This window comes from Nocardia sp. NPDC003979, from assembly GCF_053605015.1.
Window position 1 is genome coordinate 66,836 of sequence record NZ_JBSGIJ010000020.1, and the last position, 24,203, is coordinate 91,038.

General features: G+C 65.2%; 24 protein-coding genes and 1 pseudogene. 15 read left to right on the forward strand and 10 right to left on the reverse strand.

Going from position 1 to position 24,203, the window contains the following annotated elements; translation table 11 throughout:
• Positions 1-405: 405 nt before the first annotated feature.
• Positions 406-807 (forward strand): universal stress protein, encoded by a 402-nt coding sequence (locus ACWEVR_RS28695; protein WP_452469476.1) that lies wholly within the window; start codon positions 406-408, stop codon positions 805-807.
• Between the two features lie 72 nt (positions 808-879).
• Complete coding sequence (locus ACWEVR_RS28700; RefSeq protein ID WP_452469477.1) at positions 880-1,344, forward strand: pyridoxamine 5'-phosphate oxidase family protein; 465 nt, start codon at positions 880-882, stop codon at positions 1,342-1,344.
• 323 nt (positions 1,345-1,667) lie between these two features.
• Here ACWEVR_RS28700 and ACWEVR_RS28705 read toward each other — a convergent pair whose 3' ends face one another.
• Positions 1,668-2,543, reverse strand: a complete 876-nt coding sequence (locus tag ACWEVR_RS28705; protein ID WP_452469478.1) for a nitrilase-related carbon-nitrogen hydrolase — start codon at positions 2,541-2,543, stop codon at positions 1,668-1,670.
• Positions 2,544-3,012: 469 nt separating this feature from the next.
• Here ACWEVR_RS28705 and ACWEVR_RS28710 point away from each other — a divergent pair, with 469 nt between their 5' ends.
• From ACWEVR_RS28710 to ACWEVR_RS28720, 3 genes are read left to right on the forward strand one after another with little or no spacing between them, the layout of a single operon-like run.
• A complete protein-coding gene (locus ACWEVR_RS28710) occupies positions 3,013-3,453 on the forward strand; it encodes an alpha/beta fold hydrolase (protein WP_452469479.1) in 441 nt (146 codons plus the stop codon).
• 16 nt (positions 3,454-3,469) lie between these two features.
• The gene (locus ACWEVR_RS28715; protein ID WP_452469480.1) at positions 3,470-3,880 is read left to right on the forward strand and encodes an alpha/beta fold hydrolase; all 411 of its coding nucleotides are present in this window, start codon (positions 3,470-3,472) and stop codon (positions 3,878-3,880) included.
• A gap of 23 nt (positions 3,881-3,903) precedes the next feature.
• The gene (locus tag ACWEVR_RS28720) at positions 3,904-4,173 is read left to right on the forward strand and encodes an MmyB family transcriptional regulator (protein WP_452469481.1); all 270 of its coding nucleotides are present in this window, start codon (positions 3,904-3,906) and stop codon (positions 4,171-4,173) included.
• Positions 4,174-4,180: 7 nt separating this feature from the next.
• Here ACWEVR_RS28720 and ACWEVR_RS28725 read toward each other — a convergent pair whose 3' ends face one another.
• The 4 genes from ACWEVR_RS28725 to ACWEVR_RS28740 all read right to left on the reverse strand — a co-directional run bounded on the left by ACWEVR_RS28725 (position 4,181) and on the right by ACWEVR_RS28740 (position 8,881).
• Positions 4,181-5,008, reverse strand: coding sequence for a DUF1707 domain-containing protein (locus ACWEVR_RS28725; protein WP_452469482.1), 828 nt, complete (start codon positions 5,006-5,008; stop codon positions 4,181-4,183).
• Positions 5,009-5,104: 96 nt separating this feature from the next.
• Positions 5,105-5,836 carry an NPCBM/NEW2 domain-containing protein gene (locus ACWEVR_RS28730; protein ID WP_452469483.1) on the reverse strand — a complete coding sequence of 244 codons (732 nt, stop codon included), beginning with the start codon at positions 5,834-5,836 and terminating at the stop codon, positions 5,105-5,107.
• Between the two features lie 102 nt (positions 5,837-5,938).
• Positions 5,939-6,469 (reverse strand): hypothetical protein, encoded by a 531-nt coding sequence (locus ACWEVR_RS28735; RefSeq protein WP_452469499.1) that lies wholly within the window; start codon positions 6,467-6,469, stop codon positions 5,939-5,941.
• 54 nt (positions 6,470-6,523) lie between these two features.
• Positions 6,524-8,881 (reverse strand): tetratricopeptide repeat protein, encoded by a 2,358-nt coding sequence (locus ACWEVR_RS28740; RefSeq protein ID WP_452469484.1) that lies wholly within the window; start codon positions 8,879-8,881, stop codon positions 6,524-6,526.
• 123 nt (positions 8,882-9,004) lie between these two features.
• Between ACWEVR_RS28740 and ACWEVR_RS28745 the strand changes: the two genes are divergently transcribed.
• The 6 genes from ACWEVR_RS28745 to ACWEVR_RS28770 all read left to right on the forward strand — a co-directional run bounded on the left by ACWEVR_RS28745 (position 9,005) and on the right by ACWEVR_RS28770 (position 12,952).
• Positions 9,005-9,274, forward strand: coding sequence for a hypothetical protein (locus ACWEVR_RS28745; protein ID WP_452469485.1), 270 nt, complete (start codon positions 9,005-9,007; stop codon positions 9,272-9,274).
• A 6-nt stretch (positions 9,275-9,280) separates the two neighbouring features.
• Positions 9,281-10,054 (forward strand): Mov34/MPN/PAD-1 family protein, encoded by a 774-nt coding sequence (locus tag ACWEVR_RS28750; protein WP_452469486.1) that lies wholly within the window; start codon positions 9,281-9,283, stop codon positions 10,052-10,054.
• A 195-nt stretch (positions 10,055-10,249) separates the two neighbouring features.
• On the forward strand, positions 10,250-11,305 hold the full coding sequence (locus tag ACWEVR_RS28755) for an SEFIR domain-containing protein (protein ID WP_084466056.1): 1,056 nt from the start codon (positions 10,250-10,252) through the stop codon (positions 11,303-11,305).
• Between the two features lie 198 nt (positions 11,306-11,503).
• Positions 11,504-11,731 carry a hypothetical protein gene (locus ACWEVR_RS28760; RefSeq protein WP_452469487.1) on the forward strand — a complete coding sequence of 76 codons (228 nt, stop codon included), beginning with the start codon at positions 11,504-11,506 and terminating at the stop codon, positions 11,729-11,731.
• 17 nt (positions 11,732-11,748) lie between these two features.
• Positions 11,749-12,072, forward strand: coding sequence for a hypothetical protein (locus ACWEVR_RS28765; protein ID WP_452469488.1), 324 nt, complete (start codon positions 11,749-11,751; stop codon positions 12,070-12,072).
• Between the two features lie 58 nt (positions 12,073-12,130).
• A complete protein-coding gene (locus ACWEVR_RS28770) occupies positions 12,131-12,952 on the forward strand; it encodes a hypothetical protein (RefSeq protein ID WP_452469489.1) in 822 nt (273 codons plus the stop codon).
• 128 nt (positions 12,953-13,080) lie between these two features.
• Here the strand turns inward: ACWEVR_RS28770 and ACWEVR_RS28775 are convergent, their stop codons facing one another.
• A complete protein-coding gene (locus ACWEVR_RS28775) occupies positions 13,081-13,755 on the reverse strand; it encodes a response regulator transcription factor (RefSeq protein WP_452469490.1) in 675 nt (224 codons plus the stop codon).
• Entirely contained in the window at positions 13,752-15,521 is a 1,770-nt protein-coding gene (locus ACWEVR_RS28780) for a sensor histidine kinase (RefSeq protein ID WP_452469491.1), read from the reverse strand. Before ACWEVR_RS28780 ends, ACWEVR_RS28775 begins: the two co-directional genes overlap by 4 nt.
• A gap of 356 nt (positions 15,522-15,877) precedes the next feature.
• Between ACWEVR_RS28780 and ACWEVR_RS28785 the strand changes: the two genes are divergently transcribed.
• The 4 genes from ACWEVR_RS28785 to ACWEVR_RS28800 all read left to right on the forward strand — a co-directional run bounded on the left by ACWEVR_RS28785 (position 15,878) and on the right by ACWEVR_RS28800 (position 19,334).
• The gene (locus ACWEVR_RS28785) at positions 15,878-16,381 is read left to right on the forward strand and encodes a hypothetical protein (protein WP_452469492.1); all 504 of its coding nucleotides are present in this window, start codon (positions 15,878-15,880) and stop codon (positions 16,379-16,381) included.
• A gap of 325 nt (positions 16,382-16,706) precedes the next feature.
• On the forward strand, positions 16,707-17,276 hold the full coding sequence (locus ACWEVR_RS28790; RefSeq protein ID WP_452469493.1) for a hypothetical protein: 570 nt from the start codon (positions 16,707-16,709) through the stop codon (positions 17,274-17,276).
• A gap of 303 nt (positions 17,277-17,579) precedes the next feature.
• Positions 17,580-17,735, forward strand: a complete 156-nt coding sequence (locus ACWEVR_RS28795; protein WP_452469494.1) for a TetR/AcrR family transcriptional regulator — start codon at positions 17,580-17,582, stop codon at positions 17,733-17,735.
• A gap of 117 nt (positions 17,736-17,852) precedes the next feature.
• Positions 17,853-19,334, forward strand: a complete 1,482-nt coding sequence (locus tag ACWEVR_RS28800) for a diacylglycerol kinase family protein (protein ID WP_452469495.1) — start codon at positions 17,853-17,855, stop codon at positions 19,332-19,334.
• A gap of 484 nt (positions 19,335-19,818) precedes the next feature.
• On the opposite strand, the gene ACWEVR_RS28805 is transcribed toward ACWEVR_RS28800, so the two are convergent.
• The 3 genes and pseudogenes from ACWEVR_RS28805 to ACWEVR_RS28815 form a co-directional block, all read right to left on the reverse strand.
• Positions 19,819-20,202 carry a DoxX family protein gene (locus ACWEVR_RS28805; protein WP_452469496.1) on the reverse strand — a complete coding sequence of 128 codons (384 nt, stop codon included), beginning with the start codon at positions 20,200-20,202 and terminating at the stop codon, positions 19,819-19,821.
• 144 nt (positions 20,203-20,346) lie between these two features.
• Positions 20,347-22,291: pseudogene (locus ACWEVR_RS28810) on the reverse strand (peroxidase family protein).
• 537 nt (positions 22,292-22,828) lie between these two features.
• On the reverse strand, positions 22,829-23,545 hold the full coding sequence (locus ACWEVR_RS28815; RefSeq protein ID WP_452469497.1) for a glyoxalase: 717 nt from the start codon (positions 23,543-23,545) through the stop codon (positions 22,829-22,831).
• Positions 23,546-24,203: the final 658 nt, after the last annotated feature.

Genomic DNA, 24,203 nt, shown 5'->3' on the forward strand with positions numbered 1-24,203 from the left:
ACGGTTGGCGGAGAAGACCGCTGGATCAGAACGGCTTCACGGCGTTCGTGTCGTCAGTCCATCACCAAAGAAGTCCGCCGAATCAGACGGTGTGCGTAATGTTCGAATCGCCCTCCGGACACAACGCTTTTCATTGATTTACCTCCCTGAACTGCGCATATAGATGTGGGTTAACACTGCACCCGAGCCGTGCGAGTCGTGAAACCGCAGGCAGGAGCGCGTGGGCGTTTCAACACGGGTCAATCTGAGAGATCCTCGAGTAACCGGTCCTGATCCGCCTGTGGGTGGACAGACGCCGATCCGCCGGCCATGTCGAGGCCTTCGTGAGCCAGCGGTGCGACGAGCTCGTTTAGGCTGATCGGGTGCAGGACTCGCCTACCGACGGACAGGCACGGCGACGGAGCATTGCGTACCCGCTGGCGTTCGCCGAAACCGCCGACACCCGCTCGATCTCGGTACCGCCGAACCGAACTCGTCGCCGTCCACGCCTGGAGCGATCTGTCCGAAGGCGAGTACGGCGGCACCGACTACCTCGACATGCCGATCGCAGGTTTCGAAGCGGCCGAGCAGGCCCTGCCGGCCGAGCGTCTGGCGGGTTGGTCCGAGAAATTTCCTGACGTGGTGGTACGTCGCGAAGTCGATGTGTCCGGGCCACGCGAACGGCTGGCCGAGTGGTCGAAGTCTGCCCAACTGCTCGTGGTCGGCAGTCGAGGTCGCGGCGGTTTCCGCGGCTTGCTCCTGGGCTCCACCAGCAACTGGTTGGTTCAGCACGCCGACTGCTCGGTGGTGGTCGTGCATCCGGACTGAATCCAGCACACTGTGAAGTGGTTCCTGAGGAAGACGACTATCGGCCGACGTGCACGACAGAAAGGCTGAGAAATGGAAAACGACAACCCGAAAGCCGAAGAACTCGCTGTCAACGAATGCTGGGCCTTGCTCCGCACCAAGGAAATCGGTCGCCTCGCCGTGTCGGTGGACGACGACCCGGATATTTTCCCGCTCAACTACGTATTCGACCATGGAACCATCGTGTTCAGATCCGCGCCAGGTACAAAGATGTCCGCCGCATTGTCGAATCCGCGCGTCGCATTGGAGGCCGACGGCTACCTGCCCGAGCCCCACGAAGCCTGGAGCGTAGTAGTCAAAGGGCGCGCTGAAGGGATTCGTGAAATCGGTGACCTGATGGACACCGTGGATCTCCCCCTGTTCCCGTGGCAGGGTGGCGCGAAGAACTTCTTCATCCGGCTCGTACCGACCTCAGTGACCGGTCGCAGATTTGCCGTCGCCGATCCCGCAGCTTGGCGAACTCCCCTTTCCGATACACGACGATCTCCGATGGAGTAAAACGCTCGCCGGCAACACGCCAACCAACCGATCCTCGCCGCGGCTACTAGCGAAACTCCCTCGGCGGATGGCGACTCCCGATCGGGGTCGATCAACAGCAGCACAGCGACCTCCCCGATCGACTGGCCTCGCGGGTTCATGGGCCGGTCTCGCGCGCACCGATCTCTACCCCTGTGCCAATGTCACCCACCGCATCGATGGAGGGCGCTGCAGTCAGACCCGGAAGTTCTCGGTCGTCGGTCCCATCCGAGCCCGACCATGACACTTCCTAGTGGTCGTCGTCGCACCGAGGCGCGCAAACCGTGGGGTGTGTCGCGGATTTGTCAGGCGAGCGCGCGGTCGGCGCACGGCAAGTCGGGGCGATAGCGCGCGGTGGCGACGATGAGGTCGGCGACGAGCAGCCCTTCCTCGTCGGGATTCATCGGGATCGCGAGGTCGTGACCGTCGGGGCCGAGGATCCGAGCGACACCGCTACCCCCGTGCAGCACGTCGGCGCGGCCCTCCGCCGCCGCCTGCCATCCGCGCACCGGGACTACCGCGGTCGGTGCCAGCAGGTAGCTGCCAGCCGCCCGCGCGTACCGGCGGCTGGCAGCGGTGCTCAGTTCCGCCGCGTCGATCCGGGTGTCACCGCGGCAGAACGTGAATCCGGGCCAGGACGCCAGATGGATGTGCTCGCCCGCCCGCTGCATCGCCTCGCACGCGCCGGACAGGAAATGGTCGGCGCCACCGAGCGCCCCGATCGTGCCGAGTGCGGTCTCACGCAGCAGCGCGGGCCCGTCCGCCGTGCCGAACACGCTGCGTTCCAGGGCGGTGGGCAGCATCTTGCGGGAGACGGTGATGTCGCCCTGATCGTCGATCAGCGCCTGGGACATGAATACGCGGTTCCCGGCTCGCTCGGAGAAGCCGAGTCCGACGTGGACGCCTCGGCGGCGTGCGGCGTAGCGGATCGCGCGCAGCTCAGGGCCGTCGACGGTCATCGAATTGGCGTGGTACCTGGCGAGGATGTCGCCGTCCCACTCGACCGCGCGCAACCACATCCACCACGGGAACCCGGGTATGAACGTCTCGGGGAAGGCGACCAACCGGGCGCCCTGCTCCGACGCGGCCTCGATCAACGTGATGACCTGGTCGACGCCGGCGGACACATCCAGCCACCGAGGCTCGGCCTGTACAGCCGCCACTCGCACCCTGCTCGTCATCGTCTCTCCTCGATCCAGCTGTGACACCTTCACGAGAAAGGACACGGGGCACCGCCGGTCCTCACGCACCGACAGCTGAGATCACAGTCACCCGAGTTCGCCGCGTTCAACACCGCCGACGGCACCGAGATCGGCGAGCTGCACCGCCGCCACCGCACATCCGAGTTCCGCAATTCCTGATCGCGGCCCTTTCGAGGACGTGGAGAATGGACGCGAGTCGGATCAGGAACGAGGGTGGGCACGTGAGTATCGGCGAGTTGTCGAAGCTGACCAACACCCCGGCGAGATCAGTGCGACCCCCGAAATGCTCGCTACCTTGCAACGCGAACGCGACCAGATGACCCGACGCATCGAGTGCCTGATCCGCAACCGCGACGCGATCGACAGCTACTTCGACGCAGTACAGGCGTTGTCCTCGTCACAGCACGGTTGACCTTGCCGTAAGTGTGAAGGTTCTACGTTCTGCGGCATGACTCCAGAACTTTGGCATACCGACCACGGACACGGCATCCCGGTGGTCCTGATCCACGGGTACACCGTTGATCACCGCGTTCTCCTGCCACTCGAAGCCGCCTTCCTCCAGTGGCCCGGATTCCGCAGGATCTACCTGGATCTCCCTGGCCACGGCCACAGTCCACGAGCGGCCGGCACCACCAGTGCGACTACGGTGACTGAAGCCGTGATCACGAATATCCGCCGCCTCGTGGGTGATCGGCGGTTCGCCGTCGTCGGACAGTCATTCGGCGGTCAGATCGCGCGGGCAGTCACCGCCGCGTTCGGTGATCAGGTCTTGGGAATGACGCTGCTGGTGCCGGTCGTCCGGTGGGGTGCCGACCGCACGCTTCCCTACGTCACCGCGCTCAGCTCCGACGACGACTTCCTGGCCGGGGCTCCCATCCGACGAGCGTGAGCTGTTCGCACTCGTGATGGCGAACTTGGACGAAATCCGCTGGAAGCAGTTCCGCGAGTACATCCTTCCGGGCTGGCGTGCGCACGACCGGTCCGCGGCGGCAGAACTGGAAGCGGCGTTCCTCTTGTCCGAGCCTCCGGAGACTGCCGTCGCACCGCACCCTGGCCGCCACCTGCTCGTCACCACCCGCCGTGACGCGCTCGTCGGCCGGCACGATCAGCTCACCCTGCTGGACCACTACCCGAAGATGACCGCCGCGATCCTCGACGACGCCGGTCACAATCCTCAGGTCGAGGCGCCGCGCGTCACCGCAGCCCTCATTTCGGAGTGGCTCCACGCGCTCGATGAGAACGTCGCGCGTGAGGAACCCGACGTCGCCCGGATCGGCGAACTCATTTCTGTTCAGCATCGAACCCGGTCGCTGTGAAGTGAATCGACGTGACCCCGGCGATGGTGAGTACCGACTTGCACACCGTTCTGGCCCAGAACCCGCTCGCGGTCGCGATGCTCGGCGACCCTTCCGCGCACCACGGTCGCGCGAGAAACTTCATCTACCGATGGTTCACCGATCCGGCCTCGCGACGGATCTACCCGGAAAAAGACCGGCCGGCAGTCACGCTCGTTCGTCGCCGACCTGCGCGCGGCCGTCGGACGACGCGGTCCCGGCGACGCCGAGGTGACCGAGCCGGCCCGACAGTCGGTCGAACAGGACCCAGCTGACCATCCGCTACCGGGTTGCGCGCAGATCTCCGAAGACTCCCACGCAGGCACCCCCGGTGGTATCGGTCACCTGCAGGCGCAGACGCAACGGCTTGTCGAATTCGAGATGGATCGGCACAGAGGCACCGAGTTTCACCACGACGTCGGTGAGTAGCGTTCCGTCGGCGTAGATCTGGAACTGCACGGCGATGTCGCTCGGCGTCGAATCGTCCTGTACGCCGAGCACACCGTCGAGGCGGGTGAACTTGCGTCCGAGGTCGTACTCGACGAACGCCATATCCTTCCGGTAGGGCGAGAGCAGAACAGAGCGGCTGTAGGAAGTTCCCGACACCCGGCTCGGCCCGAACTCGAGATCCGCGGACTCCCCACCCGACAAAGGTTTGAAGTCCATCACGTATTGCACGGCATCGGTGCTCACGTCCGACAGAGCTCCCGAGGTCGACCCGGCAGCCGATGTCGATGTCGATGTGCCGGATCGGGAAGTGGTCGGCGCGGCGGCTACAGCGCTCGGACGCGGGGCGGTCACCGAAACCGGCGCCGCCGTGTCGTTCGCCGGTGCGGACGACCGCTGCGAGGCAAGTACCACCACCGCGCCGACCAGCACGACGCAGGTAATCCCCAACGCGACGGTGGCGAGCAGCAATGGATTACGTCGGTTGCTCACCGGCGACGGCAGATCCGCGAAGATGGCGTCCAAGTCGGCCTGGGTGGCGGCAGCGGTGATCTTTTGCGCCCGCAGATCGAATTCCCTGAGGTCGATGCGCCCGGCTGCCTGATGCTCGTTGAGAAGCGTCATCGCGCGGTCTCTTTCGATTGTTCCGATCCGTGGGTTCATTTTTCTCTTCCATTTTCCGCAGCGCGGTGGGACGCACTCTGCTGCTGGTTTGCCAAAGTTTCATCCGGTGCGAACGAATTCCCTACCGACTCGGTCTCAGCGCTTACGCCCGGGCGGCTCCGTGCAGTGCACCCTCGGCCGGCCCCACGCATTCTTCGCATCCTGGGACCTTCTCGTGTCGAACAACGTCAGCCGGATGGCACCGGAAATGTCGACGGCGACCTCGCGAGCGCCGTCGGCCATCGTCATCTCGCCGGTGAAGACCTCACGATCATCGGCCTGCACGACGAATCGACCGATTCCGTCGGACGAACCGGAATCAGCGTCCTTGCCGATCCATACCGAGAACCGATCGCATGTGCCGCCGATCGTCCAGATCGCGCGATTCATGGGGTCCGACGACGTGGACGGGTAGTAGCCGACAATGCTGCTCGGGAAGCTCGCCGATCCGATTCGAACCGGATCGACCGGGTCGAAACCGTTGTTCCAGGAGACGGCTCGGTACGAGGTCAACTCGTACCACCCGGCCGCGCGGGCACCCGTCGAAGGCGCGACCCCCGGGGATGGGGCGAGGCTCGACGTGGGAGCGAAGGGAAGCGCCGATGTCGGGGAGACGGTGGGCAGGGCACGCTCGTCCGCCGAGGTGAACCGTTCCAGTAACGACAGTGCGCCCTCGGCGTTCGCGAGGCCGGCCACCAGCAAAGCAGAAACCGTTGTCACGGCCAGCCATCGCGACGGCCTCGCTTTGATGAAACTCAAGACGTGCTCCAGTCCAGATTCAAGACGGTGATGAGCCGGTTCGCGGCAGCGTTGCCGGGCAAGGCTCACCGGGTAGATGAATACGGCACTATTCGTTCTGCCGCAACCGTTTCGGCGATATTGCGCACCCCAAACCGATACCGCCCGGAAATGAATTCTGGACGGTCGGAATTAGTGCGCCGTACGAACCAGCTTTTGCTGTTCGGTTTTAAGCTGCCCGTAGGTGTCGCGTACGTAGCGCACGTATGCGGCACCCGGGTGTGGCACCAGAGGGCGGACATGCACACCGTCGGACTCGGCGGCCAGTTGCACCTCGACGGACGCGACATGCGAACAGAACCTCAGCAGCGGTTCCGGAACCTCGTAATCCGGTACGAGATCGGCGTGTTCGATGATCAGATCGCGCATCGCCCGGTTCACCGGCATCAACGCGTGGTCTCGCCACCGCCGCCAGGTCTCGGTGGCGAGATCAGGACGACGGTGCGCCGCGGCTGGAAGCTGCGCTTCGCGCAGCTTCTCCCAGATGCGTTCGTTGATGTCGACCATGACGTGCAGCGGACCGTACAGCTCACGAATCTGCCTGCTGATCCTGACCAGTCGCGCCTGCCGCCGTTCCTGGGCGAGCTGGCCGCGCTGGTTGAGCAGATAGGCTAGTCCGGCGACCGCGACGGTCGTCACGGCCGTGATGAGAGTGGCCACCATGTTCACGGAATTCACGGTAGCCACGCCGCGCCCGGATCTGGATAGGGTTGCCGTTCAGGCGATTACAGAGTCCTCCAGCCGACTTCCAGCCGAGGCCGGCGCAGCCTCGACCGCCTCGGATCGGGCCACGATCTCCGTGACCCGAACGGGGTCGCCCACCTGGGTGGACAGGTCGATCGCGCTGCGCCGATGGTGTCGCGCCACCGCCTGTTCGCCACGGGCGTCGGCGACCTTCGCGAGCCCGGCGTGACCACGAGCCTGCTCGGCGGCGCTGCAGGCCATCTGCCCGAGGGCGACAGCATGCTCGAAAGCCTCTCGGGCATCGGAGAAATCGCCGAGGGACAGATAGGCGTCACCGAGTACGTTCGCGGTCATGGCCTCGTCGGCGAACAGGTTGAACGTCCGGAACATCTCCGCCGCTTCGAGCAGCCTCGGCAAGGCGTCGAGATGCCTGCCGAGGCTCACCTCGATGAGGGCCGTGTCCCGCAACAGGATGGCCCGATTTCGCGGCGCACCATGCAGATCGGCGAACGCGAGGGCGCGCAGACTCAGCTCGAGCGCCTGCTCGAACTCGCGCCTGTGCACATGCACCCACGCCTGATGGGCCAGCGCGGTGTGCTCACCGTGCCGGTCGCCGAGCCGCACGAACAGCGCCCGCGCCTGCTCATAACGCACGGCAGCCGCCGCAGGTTCGCCCTCCGTCATCAGGGCGAGCCCGAGATTGTTGCAGGTGACAGCCTCCGCATACTGGTTTCCGGCCCGCACGGCGGCCGTGACGGCCAGCTCATGGGTCTCGGTCCACAATTCGATGTCCTTGGCGATGAACGCGAACCCGCGCACCGCGAAGGCGATCTGCCAGCACTGCTCGTCGAGGCCGTGTTCGAACGCGGCGCGGGCCACGGCGGCCAGATTGTCACGCTCGGCGGTCATCGCCAGCATGGCCTCCTGGTACGTCGGTTCTGTCGCCGCGACTCGACGCGGACCAGGCGCCATCTCGCCACGATGCCGGGACGGGGTCAGCACTCTGTCCATGCCGTCGGCGAAAGCGGTGTAATGCTCGACGAGACGAACCAGCGCCGCCCGCGCGGTGGCCCGATCGCAGTGGACGGCGGCGCGGCGGCGCGCGAACTCGCGGACCAGATCGTGGCAGCGGTATCGTCCGCGCGCGGCGGGTTCGAGCAGACTCACCTCGATCAGCAGGCGCAGATGCCGCCACATGTCCGCGGGCTCGATGCCCATCAGCGCGGCGCCGCTCCCGATGTCGAAACTCGTACCCGGGTGCAGGCCGAGTACCGTGAACGCCCGCGCCGATTCCGGTGGCAGACGGACCACGGAGTACTCGAACAGCGACTCGACATCACGGTCACCGTCGTGCAGCATCTCCAGCGCGACCAGTGGCTCGCCGTGCTCGGCCGTCGGCCACATCTCGCTGCGCAGGATCGCCGCGGCGATCCGGATCGCCACCGGCAGGCCGTGGCACTGGCGCGCGATCGCGGCGCGCTGGGAAGCGCTCGGTACACGCCCGGGAGGCAGCCCGCGGGTGAGGCGATCGAGTAGCGCGAGCGCATCGTCCTCGCTCAGCCGACCGATCGGCACTCGGTCCACCTCGTCGAGTCCGTTGAGCGTGCCGCGGCTGGTGACGATGATCGCGCAGGCACCCGCTCCCGGCAGCAGCGGCGCCACGTGCGCCGAGTCGACGACGTTGTCGAGCAGGACGAGATACTTTCCCGCACCGAGCTTGTCTCGCAGCAGCAACAGCCGCGAGTCCGGTTGAGCGGGAATCGATTCGGCGGCAACTCCCATCTGCCGCAACAGCGCGCCCGCGGCTACCGCCGGTGCCACGACCGGCCCGGCCGCGTAACCGCGCAGGTCCAAGAAGAGGCAGCCGTCTGGAAACCGTGACAACAGGTGTCGCGCGGCACGAACCGCCAGCGCGGTCTTGCCGACTCCCCCGAGTCCCGACAGAACGCAGAGCGTGCCGCCGTCACCGACCAGCGTGATCACCTCGTCGAGCTCGCGTTCCCGGCCGTGCAGAACCGCGATGTCGCGCGGCAGATCGTTGTGCCGCAACACCTCTCGTGCGGTCGACTCGGTCTCGGGGCAGTCCTCCGCGCCGCGCGCGACACCCGCACCTTCACCCCGATGCCACATCTCGAGCGATTCCCGCAGATCGGCCAGCCGTTTGGCATCGGGACCCGAGATATTCAGCGCCGCAAGCAATTCGTCGAGGCGCTTGGTATCGGGCAGGGTCTCTCCCCGCAGGTAGGCGTAGACGCTACTGGTGGAGACACCGACCAGTTTGGCCACCTTGCTGCATGCCACCGGGCCGGAAGTCCGCTCGGCGCGTAGCTTGGCGGCCCTCAACTCGGCGGCGAATCGCGCGAACTTCAGCGTTGTCTTCTTGCCGCCCACAGTCAGCCTCCTGCTCGGGACCGCGCAGCATCCTGCAGGCTTTTCGAGCGCTTTCCAGATCTCCGGGCGCCCCGCACCTCGCCCGTGCTGGCATGACGGTTCAGTCTACCGAAGGAGACGCCCGTGTCCGAGGCGATGAGCAGACCCAGATCTCACGATGACGTCCCCGTCGATGCGGCGGGGTCGCGGCCGAGGTGCGATCCGTTCCGTCCGTACGGCCTGGTGATGGACTCCGACGGCCGAATTCTGCTGGTGGACAGGGCAGACGAGCCACTCGATCGCCAGTTCTCGCAGGTGACGACCGTGCCGCTGCACGCGCGAACCGCTGCGCGACGCCGTCGACTACCCGCGGGCGGCAACGATTTCGGCCCCGACGCCCAACGGGGCGCGTGAAGGCAGATGTTCCGCCACATTTCCATCGTCGACTCCGCCCTCACCGCCATCGACCAGCACGTCGCCGCCCACCCGCCGGAACGTGGTGGCGGGTTGCTCGGTCCGCTCGGAATGCCACTGATCACGTCATTTCTTCCTGATCCGGACGCTATTTCGGCGACGGCGACCTTCCGTTTCTCAGTGGCGTTCCAGCGCGCCCTCACGCGCGTCGAGTTGGTCGAACCCGACCTCGAATTGAAGGGAATCGTGCACTCGCACACCGAGGGCGCCGAGCATCCGTCAGCCGCGGACCTCGTGGCGTTCGCCGATTGCCTGCGCCTGACGCCATGGCTGGGCAGGTATGTCACGCCCATTGTGACCCGACAGAATCAGCGCACCGAAGACCACCACGTGCTCCTGCCCAACGGCGTCATGTCCGTCTTCGTCTCGACGCCGACCACGCTGGGCGCGGTCGAGGTTCGTCCCGCCCGGGTGCAGATCCTGCCGATCGGACGCGACTGCGCCAGACTCGCGGCAACACTCGGCGCATCGGTATCCACACCGAGAACCGCCGATGTCGAAGGGGTCGTGCATATCGCGGTCGCTCTGCGCACCGATTCGCTCGTGCTGACGCTGTTGTTCCCGCTGCTGTACCCGACCCAGGCGCCGATCGCGTTGGCCGTGCGCACCGTCGACCACCACCACCGCATACTTCCGCTGCCACTCACCTGGGATCTGACCGTCGCGGCGGGATCCCGGTTGGTGCGGGCTCTGGACACCGTGGCGGATCTGTCGTGGTGAATCCAATCCGCGACGAGGTCGACGTCGCCTACCATTCTGGCCCGTCACCGACTTCGCCACAGGGTGGCGAGCGCGCCGCGCGATTCGTATTCCACTCGGGCAGAACATCTTCGGGACGAAGATCAGAAGGGACGACATGAGGAACAAGACAACGACGACGCCGACACGGGCTGCTGAGCAGCCCACCTCGCTCCAGTGAGCACCGAGCTGGACTCGGCCGGCCCGCCGGCCTCGGACAGCGCACCACGGGTGTTCGTCTCCTATTCGCACGACTCACCCGAGCACAAGGAGCTGGTACGCGAGTTCAGCACGTTCCTCCGCAGCGAGGCAGGCGTCGACGTCCGGCTCGACGTCTGGGACGACAAGGAGCGCCTCGACTGGTCGCTGTGGGCCATCGAGCAACTGACCGAGGCGGATTTCGTGCTCGTCATCGCCTCTCCCGCCTACAAACGCCGTGCGGACGGCACCGCCGCCGCGGACGAGGGGCGGGGCGCACAGTTCGAGGCGGCGATCATCCGCGACGGCATCACGAGGGATCGCCCGAGGGAAACCCGGCGAATTCTGCCGGTCATCCTCCCTGGCCGCTCGGTCGACGAGGTCCCGGTCTTCCTGACCGCTCATTCCACCACCCGGTATGAGATCAGCGAATTCACGACCGAGGGCGTCAACGATCTGCTCGCGGCGCTCAGCGGAGTCACCGAACATCCCGCGCCGCCTCGTGGCACGTGGGTCGGGCCGCGGTTCGGCACCCGACGCACCGAAACACAGCCTGCCGATGTCGCACCACGCAAGCGCAAGGCACGACTGCTCACCGACGCTTTGGACCCGATCACGCGCGGACCGGATCTGCAGATCACCGGAGCCGATCTGAACGGAATCCACTACGGCAACAGCATTGTTCACCGCTGTGCGAATTTCTGTGGCGACCCGCGTAGCCCGATCGAGTACAACCTGCGCCGGTCGTTCCACGAGTTCGAGACCCTGGTCGGAATCCTCGACGACGCCGTCGACGCGCGCCAGATCGGCTACTTCCAGGTCTTCCTCGACGGCGAGGCGCAGAAACAGGTCGAGGTGACCTACGGTGAACCGGCGCGGATCCGCTACGACGTGAGCGATGTCCTGCGGCTACGCCTGGTCGCCTATCGTCCCGATACGGTCGCCAATCCGATGCTCGCCGGATTGGGTGCGGCCGTCGGGCGTCCAAGCAAGCTACCGGCTCTGGCCTGGGGGAACCCTACCCTCTTCGCCTGAGGGCTACCTCTCCGTTTCCAGTGGTGTTCAGCGTATTTCAGCGTTTCCACGCCACATGCCCCGACACCACCGCAGCAGTGCATTCTCGATGCGGCAACGCCCACGGCGTCGTCACGAGAAGGCCCGCCGATTCGGGCGCCGGGCGGGGTGCGCTCGAATGCGCACCCTGCCCTTCGGAAACGGATAAGAGGTAATCGAATGCGATATGTCAACGCATTGTTCGTAGCGGTATTCGGAATCACGCTCTGTGTAGCCGGATTCAATTTCTACGGTTCGGGCGCGATCGTGGCGATCGTGCTGGGGCTGATATCCATGGGATACGGAGGCTACATCGCGTTCTCGCGCGGCAGCTACTTCATGACGGATTGGTTCTACGCGCTGCCCATCGTGGGTGGGCTCGTCCTCTTCGCGGGCCTGAGTCGATGACCGGGAGTGGATCGCCGATGACATTCCGAGGCGTCACCACGGTGACGGTAGGCATCGTCTTGGTCCTGGCGTCCGTCTCGTGCGGGCAGGACCCGACGAAGGTGACCTGTTCCGAGTTCGCGGCGATGAGCTACGAGGAACAGAACGAAACCCTCGACGACCTGTTGTCCGCCCACGACCTCGAAACGCTGTCGACCGCCAACACTATCGGCGTGCGCACCGAAGTGGACTCCTACTGCGGCACTTTCGGATTCAGCAAGAACACCGGAGGCAAGGCGGGCCGCAACGGCACACAGCAGATCGACAACGCCGTCGACTGGGACTCCAGCACATGGGGCTGAACCGGCGCGCCGCGGACCACTGCGGCGCGCACCGCAATTCGGGAAAGGTGAATACGCGATGACCGTGGAAATTGCCGTGGCCATGTTGGTCGCCTGGGCGATCGGCAAGGCCGGCCGAGTCCGGCAACCTATCAACGGAATCACCGGCCGAGCACTCGACCTCGCGATCGATGGGGTGCGCCAGGCTGTTGTCGCCAAGCTCGGCGGCGACCCGGCCGTGCAACAACTGTTCTACGAGGCCCGCGCCACCGACGGCGCGGTGTCCGCGGAAACCCAGGTCGCGGTGGAACGGTCGATTTCGGCGGCGGTCGCCGCCGACAGCCGATTCGGTGCCGAACTCGCGCGACTGACCGCAACCCCGGCTCCGTCTCCCGTCCCGTCCGATGCCGGGTCGCGCACCTACTCCGGCAATTTCGGTGTAGCGGGCGATATTCACGCCTCGGGCCCGGTCAATGTCAGGAACAAGGTCGTCAACCAGGCCAGGCGCCACCCGGTCCTCGCGACGTTCGTCGTCATCGGGGTGGTCGCGCTGCTCGGTTTCTCCGCCAACCAGCTGACCAGCCAACAAGAAACGCAGCAGGTCGGCGGTGCCGAGACGATGTCCGGCACCTGGTCTGCCTCCGACGGCACCGGTACCAAAACCTTCGGTTCCGACGGCGGCGCTTGCGATGGGTTCTACTACAACAACGGTCGACCGCTCGACATCGGCGGCCCGATGACGTGCTCGATGTCCAGCAAACCCGACGCCGAAGGCAGGTACTCGCTACGCGTCACCCAAAGCTCCAATCGTGCCACCTACCTCGTCGTGTTCTCGGATGCCGATCACGCGTCGGTCTCCGATTCCTCCGGGGCCGAACTCTATGACCTCGAGCGCTTCTGACCGGCCGATCTCCGGTTTCACGCCACACCGAGGTCCCTGGCGATGATCATTTTTCATACCTCGCTGGTGCCCGCGCAGATTCTGGCTACGCGGGCATCGGTGTAGGGCCGGGCGACGGCGGCGGTGTCTCATTGTGGATTACCGCGGAGGTAGGTCAACGCGGCGAGGACTCGGATGTTGACGTGCGGGCGGGCCGGGTCGTCGGCTTGGACGAGACCGAGTTTGTCCTTGATTGTGGAAACGTGGTGCTCGACGGTATTGATCTTGGTGTTGAGTTGTTGCGCGATACCGAGATTGGAATAACCTTCCGCGACCAGAGCCAGGACGCGTCGTTCGGTGGGGGTGAGATTGTCGAGTGGGTTCTTGGTGCGGCGGCGGGCCATGAGCTGGCTGATGATGAGGGGATCGATCACGACTTCGCCGCGGGTGATCCGTTGAAATGCCTGGACCAGTTCGTCGAGATTGCCGAGCCGTTCCTTACCGAGATACCCGACCGCGCGCGGAACAGCGTCCATGACCAGCAGCCGCTCGGCGTAGGCAGGCAGAAGGTAGGCGGACAGCGCCAAGAGTGCGACGTCGGGGTACTGGCTTCGGACTGTTTCAGCGACACGTAACCCTTCGTCGTCGGTGGCTTCGGTGAGGCGGATGTCGACTACTACGAGATCCGGCGCCGTGTCGTTGATGACAGTGAGGGCTTCGGCCCGGTTGGCGGCGCGCCCGGCGACCTCGATGCCACGGCCGCGAAGGGCGTCGGTCAGGAGATCGAGGTAGAAGCCTTGATTCTCGACGATGACAACTCTCATAAGTGCTCCGGTTTCTCGATGGGTTGACGCGTTGCGGACTGTGGGAAAGTCGCGGTGAGGGTTGTTCCACCGCCGTGGGGGCTGTGTATGGCCAGGGTTCCGCCGACGGCGTCGACACGGTTGCGCAAGCTGGCCAAGCCCAGTCCCCCGTTGTGCTCGACACCGCCGCGGCCGTTGTCGCTGATGGTGGTGACCAGACAGTGGTCCCGGGAAGCGACGTCGACCCGAACAGATGTCGCGTCGGCATGTTTGTAGGCATTGGCCAGCGCTTCGCTGATCACGAAATACGCCGTCATTTCGATGTGGCGAGCCCAGCGGGTTTCGGTGATCGCGAAGTCGACGGGAGTCGGCGCTTGGTCGACGAGATTGCTCACCGCGGTCGCGAGGCCGTGTTCGGCCAGATCGGTGGGGTAGATGCCCTGCACGAGGTTACGCAGTCCACGCAGCGCCTCGGTGAGTTCGGCGTGCGCGCGGTGGAGGCTGTCATGCACATCGGCCGAGAAGTCGGGGCCGGTGGGGAGCAGCCGTTGTGCACGATCGAGGAGCATGAGAACAACGAAGAATCGTTGTTGGGCGCCGTCGTGCAGATCACGCTGGATTCGCTGACGCTCCTCGAATGCCGTCTGGGTCAACCGCAGCCGGGAGGCACGGATCTGCTCGACCTGAGCTTGCAGGACGGCATAGAGGCGGGTGTTCTCGACGGCCAAGCCGACTGCGGCGAGTGCCGCGTCGATCAGCTCGCGACGCTCCATCAACACGGCATCGTGTTCGATCACCGCGATGATCGCCTCACCGCGTCGCAGCGGAGTGATCGCTCGGCCGGGTCGGCTGTCTTCCACCGTGACCGGCCGGCCGTGGACATCGACATACCCACCGCTGTCCTGGCGGTAGGCCACGAGCAATGTCGAATCACCAAGGGTGCGACTGAGTGCCCGTTGCAGGGACAGCGGATCGGTGAGCGTTGCGACATCGTCCTGTAGGGACAGCAGCAGATCAATGACGCGTCGGTGTCCGAACTTCCGATACAGCCAGGTGACCAAGTAGAGCACCGGCATCAAGATCATTGTGGTGACCGTGAACAGCCAGCCCAACGCCAGGCGCGGGAAGAACGAGGTCGACACCACGCTGGCAACCGCTTCGGCGAACTTGACCGAAGCAGCGAGTGCGATTCCGACCGAGACCGGACCGGAGGGCAGGTATCGAACGGGGCTCGACAGCCAACGCCGCACGGCGAGCCCGATGGCCACGAGGAACAGCACCGCAGCGCTCGCGCTGCCGATAGTGCCCCAGAGGGTTCCGCTCTGGTCCACGTGCAGCGCCCACGGGCTTCGGGGCCGGTCGACGAGGTATCGAACGACCTGCGTTCCGATCGCAGCGGGATACGCCACAGCGATGAAGACGCGGTCGATCGTGTCGCCGAGGCGGCCCGTAGGCCAGGTGAGCAGAACATGCGCAGCGACTGCGGTCCACGCATACGCCATGCAGAAGCCGAAGGTGAACAGGAAACCGTCGGCGGCCCTGAAGAACTGGACGTAGTACAACGCGCTGCCGAGCACGATCAATCGCCCGACTCGCGGCGATGGCAACCGAATCCACACCGCGATGCCGGTGACCAACACCACGATCCCCACCAGTCGTGGCGGCGCTTCTTCCCACCAGTAGGGGGCAGTGACAGACCACGAGGCCAGCATGGCCCACACCGCCACCGCACAGGTCGCCGCGGCGCTCAGTCCGGCGGTGATCCACCGTCGATCGGTCACTGCCACCAGCTACCTGCCTTCCACCACGTCCCCGTCTTGTCGATGAATCCAGAGATGACCGCGGACCGCAACCAAGGTTTCCGCACAGCTCGGTCCCGGGAAGTCTCGAGCGGCTCCGCGACCAGCCGTGAGGTAGCAGCCGAATTCTCGACCGACACTGGGTGCATCGCTTCGAGTGAAGCGAAATCCATTAGGCCGGTATACATTTCGCAGTCGGAGATGCAATGAACGAGAGATCCAGAACTCCTGTCAGTCCCCACTCGACTCCGGGTGAACGTTCGGAATCGAGATCATCGGAAACCCGCTCCCGCGCAGAGTTTCCCGTCGGACGCGATGCAAGCGCGCCTGCGGCTCGAGCTCGGATGACCGCACTCGTGATGTTCCTCGTGGTCGCCTTCGGCTCCTCGGCCCTGTCGGCCCCGCCTGCCGTTGCCGGCGCTGCGGAGGCGATGGATCGCTGTCGAGCAGGCCAGCAGGGCGATGTCGTCTTCGACTATCGCTTCGAGTTCTACAACGTGCCGACCGTCACCATCGGGGCCGGTGACCTCTACCGAGTGCAGTGGACCGACGGCGAGATGAAGATCGGTCACTGGCCGTGGGATCCGTCCTACAACCCCAACGGCACCGGCTGGGCGGACACGGCGCCGGTCGACGACTATCCGAGTTGGCCGATGCCCGGCGGCCCCAAGTACGGGTTGATCGCGGGGTGGGACGGCCTGCCCGGGTACTTCTGGCTCGGCGCGAACAGCCTGTGCATCCAGTGGACCGGTGCGACCCCGGCCCGGGTCGTCCTCGACCAGAACGACAGCATGCAATCGGACAACAGCGGCAACTGGGATTTCGAGTTCCACATCTACCGAGCCTGAACAACTCTCGACGGAATTTCGCGTTTCGTATTCGAAAAAGGACAGAAAAATGCACCGAATTGTTCGTACCGCACTTCTCGGCGTGATCACCATGGTGGGTCTGGTGTCTCAGCAGCCAGTGGCGAGCGCAGAAGCGTTCGGCCCCGATAGTTGTTCCAGCGGATACGTCTGGCGCGAAGCCGTACCGGGCGACCGCGTTTGCGTGACACCGGAAGTTCGAAGCCGAGCCTGGGACGACAACGCCCGAGCAGACGCCCGACGAGAACCCGGCGGAGGGACATACGGGCCCGACACGTGCCGACCCGGCTTCGTCTGGCGTGAGGCTGTGCCGAACGATCACGTATGCGTGACGCCCGAGACTCGCGACCAAACCTGGCAGGACAACGCCCAAGGCGCCTCTCGGCGCGATCCCGTCCCCGACTGTCGAGACGAAGGTTCACTGCCGACGGACGGCACAATTGCCGCACAGGCCATTCGCTGTACGAGCAACGGATACCGGCGCGCGACCATCACCGCGTTCGTGCACGACTATCTTCTCGCCGGCGCCGATGCCGGGTCCTCGATAAAAGTCGAACACTTCGAGGCAGGGCAATGGGTAGAGCGTCCGGCACGCGTCATCACTCTGCACAACGACTACAGTCCACGCCGGGCAGGCGAGACCGGGAACCAGGACTGCCCCTACTTTCCCGAGAACTCCGGCAATGTCGGGTACTGCAGTGTTCCACCCCCACCGAAAGACTGCCGCAGCGAGGACAGCGGCTCACTGGACTGCCGTGACTACCATTTCGGGTGGAGCACCGGCACCCTGAACGCGCGTTCCGTCCGTAGCAGTGGCTATGTCACTTTCTCGAGCGGCGAGGGCCTCACCCTGCCGATAGTCAGCGATTCCTACTGAGAGGCAACGCTTCATCACGGTCGGTACACAGCCGCGGCCCATCTGTGTACCGACCCATGAGGCAGGTCCGGACAGTCCGGTGAGCGGAGCGGCCGGCGCCAGGGCCTCTCTGACGCCCTCGACATACGGTCGATCTGGCGCCGCGGCACTCGCCTGTCGGCCGCCTGACCGACGCCGCGCTATCTTGGATCAGCCTCGAGACAGTGAGAATGGAGAAGCCGGTTCCGCGTTGGCAGCCTCGCCAGGATCGCGCCCGGGAAACGCGAGCTGATCCTCGACACCGCTGCGGGGCTGTTCGGCACGATGGGTGTGGCCAAGACCTCCATGAACCGGATCGCTGCCGAAGCCGAGGTCAGTATCGGCACCGTCTACCGGTACCTCGGTCGGTGCTCAGCGACCTTCTGCGGGCGCGATCGGCTTGGGCCCGGATCTACAGAAGAGTCGCGAATGTGCGAGTGAGGCAACACCATCGAATTCGGTTAGCTAGGTGAGCCGCGACATTCTGAACTTCATGGTAAAACGCACCAGCGCGGTCAATCCCGTCTGACGACCGGGTGAGAAGGTACTTTCGGGGCTATGCCCGAGCCGGTGCCGCATCCGCTCCGAACCCTCCACGAGGGACTCAGCGATCTCGACCGTCGTTTGTTCGACGCCGTGGCCGATTCCCCCAGCCCACTGCTCGACCTCACGATGCGCCCGCTGTCCGCGGCGGCCGACCACTCGAAACTGTGGATGGTCATCGCCGCCGGACTCGGCCTGGGCGGGTTGTCCTCGCGGCGCGGCGCGGCGCGCGGGCTCGGGTCCATCGCTGTCACGAGCCTTGTCGTGAACCAGGGGCTCAAGCGAATATATCCCCGCATCCGGCCTGTTTTCGACACCGTACCGCTCGCGCGTGCCCGGCATCAGCCCACCTCCACCTCGTTCCCGTCCGGGCACGCCGCGGTGGCGGCGGCTTTCGCGGTCGGCGTCGGTTTGGAGAACCGCACCGCCGGATACCTGTTGACGGGTCTGGCCGGTGCGGTCGGCCTGTCCCGGGTCGCCACCGGCGCGCACTATCCCGGTGACGTGCTCGCGGGCTTCGCCGTCGGCGCGGGCATCGCGATCGCGGGCGCACGACTTGTGCCGCCGGTCGACGACAGCCGCATCATGATTCCGCCGCCGACCGTCGAGCGGATCGCGACCGACCCCGACGGCGCGGGACTGGTCGTCGTACTCAACCCCGCCTCCGGCGACGGCACCGGCGGGCGCGTCGCCCAGCAGATCCGCAAGGAGCTCCCGAAGGCCGAGATCATCGAGCTCGTCAAGGATTGCGACATCGAGGCGGTGGCCGCGCAGGCGGCGCGGCGGGCCGATTTCCTCGGGGTGGCGGGCGGCGACGGCACCGTCGCGACCCTTGCCGCACACGCGGTGGCGACGGGCAAGCCGCTCGCGGTGTTTCCGGCAGGCACGTTCAACCACTTCGCGAAAGACGTCGGTTGCGACACCGTTTCCGCGGTGGTGGAATCGATCCGGCAGGGCCGGGTCGCCCGCGTCGACGTGGTGTGGCTGAACGACAGCACGCTTCTGCTCAACACAGCCAGCATCGGCGCCTACCCCGAATTCGTCCGCACCAGAACGCGATATCAGCGGCGCCGGATCGGGCGGGTGACGGCAACCATCCGGGCACTGCGCAAGGTGCTGCGCCACACCTCGCCGGTGAAGGTTCGCATCGAGGGCCGCCCCGCCACGGTGTCGTTCTTCTTCCTCGGAAATTCCATGTACGGCGCACCGAGCTTCGTGCCGGGCCGCCGATCCCGCCTCGACGACGGCGTGCTCGATGTGCGCTATCTCGAGGACGGTCACCGATTCGCGACGATGCGGCTACTGCTGTCGTGGATCAGCGGGCGGATGCGCAACTCCAAGGTATACCGGGAGCTACAGGCGCCCGTCGTCACGATCGAGGCCGACGAGCCGTTCCGTGTAGCCCACGACGGCGAGCCCGGGTCGCTGCACGAGCGGGCACGCTTCCGGGTGGCCTATCGAGAGCTGCGCGTCTTCGGTGCCAGCCTCACCGAATGACCGCGCAGGCCGGGTGATCGCCGAGCGGCCGTACACGCGATATCGTCGGGCGATCCCGCTGCTGTGGAGTAGAGCCCCTCAGTACCGGATGACCGAACGGATACCGTAACCGCGCTTCATTTCCTCGAAGCCTTACCCATCGTCCTGGCGATGATCACCATGCCGGCGTTCCTCGTCCACCCCGTCGGCCTACCACGGGTGGTATCACTGCCGGTCGATGCGCTCTGGGCGACCTTCATGTACTCGATCTGGTTGCACCACAGGCTGCGTCCATGGAGCCCGTACTGCCGAGACTGGGGCCAGGACGGCGGGAAACGATGGGAAGCAACTAGGGGGCCTTGCTCTTTGTACCGCGATAACACGCGGATTGTTCTCCGACCGCCTGCCGTGTTCTTCGGTCAGCAGAGCAGCGAGTTTCAGTGCGGCCGCTCTTGCCTGTGCGATGGGCTCACCCCTTCTTGCGCGGGGAGCGCACTAGTTTGGATCAATCCACCAGGGCATCCACCGATATCGAACCAGCGCCGAAAACCGCGACTGTGCCGGCCAGCGCCAACAACATCATGTCGTATTCCCAGCCGCCCTCGGAAGCCCAGTACGGGCTGTGCCATTTGACGGTGTGCATGGTGGTGGTTCCAGCCATGAGCAACATCGCGCCGACAGCGGCCGCGGGCGCCAATATCCCGAAGAAGAGCCCGATTGCACCGCACATTTCAGCGACAGCGACGATGTATGCCACCGGTATCGGGACACCGTTGCCGGCAGCGAATTTCCGCATATCTCGAAACTTCTTCCGCGAACTCACGAAGAATGAGACGCTCACCAAGATTCGTGCGAGCAGTAGCACCAGGTCCTGAGCAAGATCTACCATCGCGTCATCCTCGCGTCATAGCCGGGATATGAACTCGCGCCGACCGTAGATGGCGGTTTCGCTGGGGCCCCTGCGTGTGGGCGTGCACGGTGTCACACGTCCCCGCTCGCCCCGACTGTCGCGGCGAGCAGGTGGGAGTGAATGTCAGCTGTGCAGGTCGAAGCGATCAAGATTCATCACCTTGTCCCAGGCTGCCACGAAGTCGGCGATGAATTTTTCGGTGCCGTCGTGCGCGGCGTACACCTCGCACACGGCCCGAAGCTGAGCATCCCAGCCGAAGGCCAGGTCGACCCGGCTCGCGGTCCAGCGCCGGCGCCGTTGCGGCGGTCCACGCCGATGAAGGTGGCATCGTCTTCGTCGGCTTTCCACTCGGTGCTGATGTCGAGCAGATTGACGAAGAAGTCGTTCGTGAGCGCACCCCGCGTCTTGGTGAACACGCCAAGCGATGACTGCTGATAGTTCACGTCGAGCACCCGCATCCCGCCGATGAGCACCGTCATCTCCGGCACGGACAGGTTCAGCAGGCTTGCTTTGTCGATCAGCAGATATTCCGGCTGCATCGGCGCGCCCTTGGCAACATAGTTGCGGAAGCCGTCGGCAAAGCCTTCAAGTGAGTCGAACGAATCGATCTCGGTCCACTCCTGGGTCGCATCGCCACGGCCCGGTGTGAATGGCACCTGTACCGGATGACCGGCCGCCTTCGCCGCCTGTTCGATGGCCGCCACACCGCCGAGCACGACGAGATCCGCGAACGACACCGCGACGTTGCCGGTCTGTGCCTGGTTGAAGTTCTGCTGCACCCGCTCGATCGCGGTGATCGCCCGAGCGAGTTCGTCGGGTTCGTTGCGCGCCCAGTTTCGTTGCGGGGCAAGGCGGATCCGACCACCGTTGGCGCCGCCGCGCATATCGCTGCCGCGATAGGTCGACGCCGCCGACCACGCCGTATAGATCAACCGCTGCAGGGACAACCCACAACCCAGCGGTTGATGTTTGCGATTCGGGTTGTCGGGAGCCGGGGTGGTGTCGGCGCCCGCGTTGTCCTTGGGCCGCCACTGCCACAGTCCACCCGGGCCTTGTAGGGCTCCCAGTCGTAGCCGTACAAGTTCTCCAGGAACGTGTTGTCCCACTGTGTCGGGGTCGGCGTCCAGGTGACCTCGATGCCGCTGCTCGTGGTGTCTGCGCCCTTTCCGGTGCCGAAGGCGTTCTTCCATCCAAGGTCCTGATGTTCCAACGGTGCGGCTGCGGGCGGTGGGCCGACCAGGTCCTGTGGCCCCGCACCGTGGGTCTTGCCGAAGGTGTGTCCACCGACGATCAGGGCGGCGGTTTCGATGTCGTTCATCGCCATCCGGCGGAAAGTCTGGCGGACGTCGTCGGCCGACCCCACCGGGTCCGGTCGACTGTCGGGCCCTTCGGGGTTGACATAGATCAACCCCATCTGGGTCACCGCCAGCGGAACATCGAGCTCCCGGCGCGCATTGCGCCGTTGCTCACTGGGGGCCATCCAACTGGTCTCCGGGCCCCACCACGTCTCGTCACCCTGCCACCAGTCGACGCGCCCACCACCGAATCCCATCGTTGTGAAACCCATGGATTCCAGGGCGCAGTTTCCGGCGAACTCCATCAGATCCGCCCACGACAGCTTTCGCCCGTATTTCTGCTTCACCGGCCACAACAATCGCCGGGCCTTGTCGAGATTGGCATTGTCGGGCCAGCTGTTGATCGGCGTGAACCGCTGCATCGCATGGCCGGCCCCGCCGCGCCCGTCCTCGGTGCGGTAAGTACCCGCCGCATGCCACGCCATGCGGATGAGGAAGGGCCCGTAGTTGCCGAAGTCGGCCGGCCACCACTCCTGCGAATCGGTGAACAACGCCTCCAGATCGGCGCGCACCGCATCCAGATCCAGCGTCTCGAACTCGGCGCCGTAGTCGTAGTCGCCGCCCATCGGATTGATACTCGGCGGATTCTGTTGCAGCAAAAGAAGGTACAGCTGAGCGGGCCACCAGTCCGGCACACCGCCGACCGCTTCCGGGCGAAGAGTGCCCCGTGTATTCGTATCGACCGGGCATCCACTGTTACCGGACTCTGACATCCGAATTCCTTTCGAGAGGTATCACACGGACATCGCCGACGGCCCTCGAACCGGCCACCGACAGACGATCGACGAGGAACACGCGCCTAGAAGTCCGACCGATCGCAGGCATGGTGCGAGAGATTTGCTGCACGTTGGTCTACAGCATCGCCCGGGCCGCTCGATGCCGGTCACCACCGCGTGTCCGGACCCCATCGGCATCTGGCCGGCGAATACCGTGCGCGTCGGACACGTACCATGCCGGCCTCTTCCATGTTCGCTGCTACGACGTATCGAACCGGAACTCACATGCTAAATCGGCTGCTGTTCCCAGCCACTATGCCGAGACCAAATGGTTGCAGACTTCACCGACGGCAATGTTGCAGCGACTGCATCACCGTTCCGTGTGCAGTGAGTCGTTGCCCGTTGCTGGATGGATGCAGTTCTGGTTGTCAGTCAGGACGAACGCGGCGTCGAGATCGCCGCGGCGATCGACGAGCGTGCACCCGCACCGTCTTCCCGATGACCGATCCGAAGCCGACAATGTCTGGTTCTTGCTCAAGGTTGGTCTGTGAGCCAGTGCTGCAGATCGGTGACCATGCGTAGTTCCGCGGCGATCGCCGCTCGGTTCTCCGTAGTGAGGTCGAGTGTGGAGATCTCGGTGACGAGTTCGGCGACGCGATCGGAGTCGCCCGCGGCAGCGGCGATTTCAGCGAGCATGGCCAAGGCGCAGCCCCGGTCGGCGGGACTCGCGGACGCCCCGTGGCGGCGCAGGGCAGTCTCGAGTACACGGGCGGCGGCATCGTCGTCGGTCTTGAACTCGCGATAATTGCGTGCGTTGTCCATTGCCCTGGCCAGGCCTGCGAGCTCTTGCGCCCCACCGTATTCCAATTTCGGCACCTCGTGCTGCAAGTAGATGACGGAGTTCCCGACGGGATCGACGACAGTGAACCGGGTCTGGCCTGGACGGAATCTAGTGATGCGGGGCAATCCTCGCGCGGGCACCCGGCCGAAGCGGGCACGCAGCGCGACGCTGAATTTCTCATGCCAGCGGGCCACCTCGTCCACCACGACAAGACAGCCGATATATGCCTGCTCCGCGCTGATGTCTTTCGGTGTCGGCCCGAAATGCAGTTCGAATCCGTCGCGCCGCACCACGCCATAGGTGTATGGCCGGGTCATCTCCCGGGTGACCGTGTAGCCGAGGGTGCGGTAGAAATCCAATGTCACCGGCAGATCGCCGCCCCAGAGTTGCGGTACCGAAACGTTCGCCATCTGCGCCTCCTGTGGTGATCCAGTCCGGACTCGACCGTACGGAGCAGCGCCACGCCCGCGCATATGCCGATTCCAGTGAGATAGATCACGAGCCGGAAGCTACGGGTCACAGCACACTAGGACCGCACTCTGGTGGCGATCCGAGGCGACACGTCTCTTACCTCGTGGATACCTGCGGGGGCTCGCATCCTCGGTGCCGATGAAGGGGCCGCGCCGGTCGAGCGGTCCTACTGGGGCCGATTGTCCTTTCAGCCGGTCTCTGCCGAAATTGTCGGGCATCAACGAGAAGCGACGGGCACACAGGGTCACCCGTGTGTGCCGCTGGTTCGGCTGTTCGCCTCCTGCGCTGGGCATCCGGGAAGATCTCGACATCGCACCCGAAGTCGATTCCGATCTCGACGGCCGCCGAGCGCGGTCAGTCCTCACCGGTGAACCTCACCCACTCGCCCGAGGAGCGCTGCCCCTCCATCGGAATCGGGTTCTGCACGTACGTGGATTCGGGCCGACGAGGTAGTTACGGCCATCGGTTTAGGGGTAACCCTCCGACACAGCAACAGTTCGAAGAGAGGCAGTGACGACGATGTCTGCGCCCACCAACCCTGACGTCGATCCTGTAGTCGCGGAGGCTCAGGCGTACGCCGAGAAGTTGCTGATGCTG

Coding starts and splice junctions, on each gene's coding strand:
- ACWEVR_RS28710 (WP_452469479.1), top strand. CDS start 3,013: ATGACTCCAGAACTTTGGCATACCGACCACGGACACGGCATCCCGGTG.
- ACWEVR_RS28765 (WP_452469488.1), top strand. CDS start 11,749: ATGACATTCCGAGGCGTCACCACGGTGACGGTAGGCATCGTCTTGGTC.
- ACWEVR_RS28795 (WP_452469494.1), top strand. CDS start 17,580: ATGGGTGTGGCCAAGACCTCCATGAACCGGATCGCTGCCGAAGCCGAG.
- ACWEVR_RS28705 (WP_452469478.1), bottom strand. CDS start 2,543: ATGACGAGCAGGGTGCGAGTGGCGGCTGTACAGGCCGAGCCTCGGTGG.
- ACWEVR_RS28805 (WP_452469496.1), bottom strand. CDS start 20,202: ATGGTAGATCTTGCTCAGGACCTGGTGCTACTGCTCGCACGAATCTTG.
- ACWEVR_RS28750 (WP_452469486.1), top strand. CDS start 9,281: ATGTTCCGCCACATTTCCATCGTCGACTCCGCCCTCACCGCCATCGAC.
- ACWEVR_RS28775 (WP_452469490.1), bottom strand. CDS start 13,755: ATGAGAGTTGTCATCGTCGAGAATCAAGGCTTCTACCTCGATCTCCTG.
- ACWEVR_RS28785 (WP_452469492.1), top strand. CDS start 15,878: ATGACCGCACTCGTGATGTTCCTCGTGGTCGCCTTCGGCTCCTCGGCC.
- ACWEVR_RS28720 (WP_452469481.1), top strand. CDS start 3,904: ATGGTGAGTACCGACTTGCACACCGTTCTGGCCCAGAACCCGCTCGCG.
- ACWEVR_RS28735 (WP_452469499.1), bottom strand. CDS start 6,469: ATGGTGGCCACTCTCATCACGGCCGTGACGACCGTCGCGGTCGCCGGA.
- ACWEVR_RS28770 (WP_452469489.1), top strand. CDS start 12,131: ATGACCGTGGAAATTGCCGTGGCCATGTTGGTCGCCTGGGCGATCGGC.
- ACWEVR_RS28800 (WP_452469495.1), top strand. CDS start 17,853: ATGCCCGAGCCGGTGCCGCATCCGCTCCGAACCCTCCACGAGGGACTC.
- ACWEVR_RS28815 (WP_452469497.1), bottom strand. CDS start 23,545: ATGGCGAACGTTTCGGTACCGCAACTCTGGGGCGGCGATCTGCCGGTG.
- ACWEVR_RS28715 (WP_452469480.1), top strand. CDS start 3,470: ATGGCGAACTTGGACGAAATCCGCTGGAAGCAGTTCCGCGAGTACATC.
- ACWEVR_RS28725 (WP_452469482.1), bottom strand. CDS start 5,008: ATGAACCCACGGATCGGAACAATCGAAAGAGACCGCGCGATGACGCTT.
- ACWEVR_RS28760 (WP_452469487.1), top strand. CDS start 11,504: ATGCGATATGTCAACGCATTGTTCGTAGCGGTATTCGGAATCACGCTC.
- ACWEVR_RS28700 (WP_452469477.1), top strand. CDS start 880: ATGGAAAACGACAACCCGAAAGCCGAAGAACTCGCTGTCAACGAATGC.